Annotated in this window: 4 protein-coding genes; all 4 read left to right on the forward strand. The window is 62.3% G+C overall.

The genetic code is table 11. The features are described 5' to 3' along the window. Positions 1-71: 71 nt before the first annotated feature. The 4 genes from FT726_RS26810 to FT726_RS26825 all read left to right on the forward strand — a co-directional run bounded on the left by FT726_RS26810 (position 72) and on the right by FT726_RS26825 (position 1,664). Positions 72-461 (forward strand): hypothetical protein, encoded by a 390-nt coding sequence (locus FT726_RS26810; RefSeq protein WP_346303796.1) that lies wholly within the window; start codon positions 72-74, stop codon positions 459-461. Between the two features lie 40 nt (positions 462-501). After that, the gene (locus tag FT726_RS26815) at positions 502-864 is read left to right on the forward strand and encodes a hypothetical protein (RefSeq protein WP_346303797.1); all 363 of its coding nucleotides are present in this window, start codon (positions 502-504) and stop codon (positions 862-864) included. 84 nt (positions 865-948) lie between these two features. After that, positions 949-1,098 (forward strand): succinate dehydrogenase flavoprotein subunit, encoded by a 150-nt coding sequence (locus FT726_RS26820; RefSeq protein ID WP_155288038.1) that lies wholly within the window; start codon positions 949-951, stop codon positions 1,096-1,098. After that, positions 1,095-1,664: a hypothetical protein gene (locus tag FT726_RS26825; protein ID WP_346303798.1), complete on the forward strand. Its 570-nt coding sequence runs from the start codon at positions 1,095-1,097 to the stop codon at positions 1,662-1,664. Before FT726_RS26820 ends, FT726_RS26825 begins: the two co-directional genes overlap by 4 nt. Positions 1,665-2,332 lie beyond the last annotated feature (668 nt).

A 2,332-nucleotide genomic window follows, 5' to 3' on the forward strand; every position in this document is an offset into this window, starting at 1 on the left:
TGCTCCTTTGCCCTTCGCCGCAACGAACTCACCGAAACATGGTTTCAGCAACCGAAAACAGGAGAACCAGCATGAACACACAGAACGTCAAAACCGCCGCTGCCGAATCTACCGAAACACGGGTGAACGGCCAGGGCATTCCGGGCGTCAGTCAGGCGCTGGCGTCGGGCCTGAATTTTCTTGCCGCGCTGCACACAGAGCGCATGACGCCGGACGAGCGTCTGGAGCTGCTTTACGGCTCGCTCAGCAATCTGGCGGAGCACATGACCCACACCGTGACTGACTGGTCGCTGCCACGTCCGGTATTGCCGCTGGCATCCTGCCAGGCATGGCGCGCGGCACAGTCGCTGGTACATGGACTGCCGGGTATCGATGGCGAAGCTGCGTGGCAGTCGGCAATGGGTGACCTGCGCCTGCTGCTGAAAGCGGGGTATGCGATGCACGTGGCGAACGTGCACTAAGCCGGCATAAGCGCCGGAAACAGATTAAAGGGGCAACACGATGAAAGAACAGTTTACCGCCGCCACGCTGGCGGCCACTCACTCAGAGATCCCGGGCCTGACGCCGGGGCTGGCAGAAAGCCTGGCGGCCCTGACGGAGCTGGGAAAGCACCGCCTCAGCGCCAGCGAGGAGCACGAGCACCTGTGGTTCACGCTGCACGATATGGCGCAGCAGATTGCCGATACCGTCCAGGACAGTGCGCTGCCGCTGTCTTCGTTCCGGGCGTGGATTGTGGCGAGCCATATCGTGCACGCGCAGTTCGGCAGCCGGGGTGAGGTGGCCTGGGGGCGGACGAGCGGCGCACTGGCGGCGCGCCTGACCAACATCAGCCTTTGCCGGGAGCCCGGTAACGTACAGACGTAAAAAAGGCAGGGTTGCCCCTGCCTTCTCTACGGTCGCCAGTATGCGCTGGCGGCCTCATCAAAACCAAAAGCTCAGGAGAGTTATATGAATTTTGACCCGCAAATCGTCGCACAGGCGCAGGCGTTTGTAAAAGGCTTTAACAGCGGTCGCGGCGTACGCGTCCCGAAAATGACGTTCAGCAACTGGCCGCACTTCATGCGCGCCGTGCGCCAGCAACTGGAGGTGCAGTCATGAGCGTACAAAATACCCTGTCCCCGGAGGCAGTGCTGCACAACGTGACGCAGGCCGACATCGCGCGCGCGCTGGGCGAATTCTGCTTTATCCGCCTGGACAACGGCGATGAGGCCTTTTATTACAACGGGTTCTGGCTCACCGGTGCGGACGGCGAGAGTAACGAACCGTCAGTGCTGGGTCTCGCGCAGCGCACTGCCCGGGCCGGCAGCAAGCATCTGCGCTGCGTCGAGCTGCCGGTGCCGGAGGACAAAGAGTGGTGCTGGGATGACGTGGTGACAGAGCTGGCGCGCTGCGCCGTGACGCGCGAGCTGCGCGGCGAGCTGACAGTGACCGGCAGCGAAACCGGATACGGACGAGGCATTCACGTGTGCAACGATCCGCTGCTGAGTGGGATTAACAGTAACCTGTGGTTCCCGCTTAATCCGGAGGAGAGCTGGTTTGTGGGCATTGAGCGCGTGCTGATGATGAATGGCGTGGCGGAGAACGTGGTGCGCATCGAGTCGCTGCGCGACTGCGCGGCATACCATGACTGGAAGGTGGTGTATAACCGGAACGTTATCGACTAGAGCGAAAAAAGGCAGGGGAGGAGACCCCCTGCCTCCTTTCACCGCCCGCTCCGGGAGTGCCGGACGGTTTTGCAGCTTACCTTGAGGAAACTTCCGGTGTTCCCGAGCTAACTATAGCACCGGGCCGGACACGCAATGATGCCGTGATCACAAATGGTTATGTTCGGATGGCAGGAAATCCGCAAACGTCGCGAAAGGCGCTGTAAAGCATAAGGCGGATGGCCCTGCGGGCCGGGAAAACCCGGTGCTGACGCACCGGCTCTCTCCCTTCGCCTGCGCTTTCTCCCGGGGTCTGGTCTTCTCTGCGTCTTCTATTCTTTCTTCCTGCTGCTCCTCTGAATCATTAACCCCATAAGGTCACGGACCATGGCCACCTTCGGCTCCCCGGCAGGCCGGGTCGTCGAGCCCTACTGCGCTAACCGGCATAGCCGGTAAGCTCCGCCGGACCGCAAAGGACCGCGTTCCGGGCCTGACGGCTAGGGTCTGATGGCTGAGGTCAACCCCTGCAGCGGGCGGGCGCCCGCGCGTTCACTGGCCACATAAAGCCGTGGCCGCTGAGGACCGGACCGGCGTAGCCGTCCGGGGTGTGTTCGTGCTCATCTCCCCTCCGGCTGCGCATGTTCCGGCCAGCCCGTTGCGGAGGGCTTTTCGTAGCACCGCCGGTTCGT

The sequence above is a fragment of the Pantoea sp. Morm genome (assembly GCF_016643525.1).
Lineage (GTDB): Bacteria > Pseudomonadota > Gammaproteobacteria > Enterobacterales > Enterobacteriaceae > Pantoea > Pantoea dispersa.

Bases quoted from the DNA above. Each gene is read 5' to 3' on its own strand.
- FT726_RS26810 (WP_346303796.1), top strand. From the start codon at position 72: ATGAACACACAGAACGTCAAAACCGCCGCTGCCGAATCTACCGAAACA.
- FT726_RS26815 (WP_346303797.1), top strand. From the start codon at position 502: ATGAAAGAACAGTTTACCGCCGCCACGCTGGCGGCCACTCACTCAGAG.
- FT726_RS26820 (WP_155288038.1), top strand. From the start codon at position 949: ATGAATTTTGACCCGCAAATCGTCGCACAGGCGCAGGCGTTTGTAAAA.
- FT726_RS26825 (WP_346303798.1), top strand. From the start codon at position 1,095: ATGAGCGTACAAAATACCCTGTCCCCGGAGGCAGTGCTGCACAACGTG.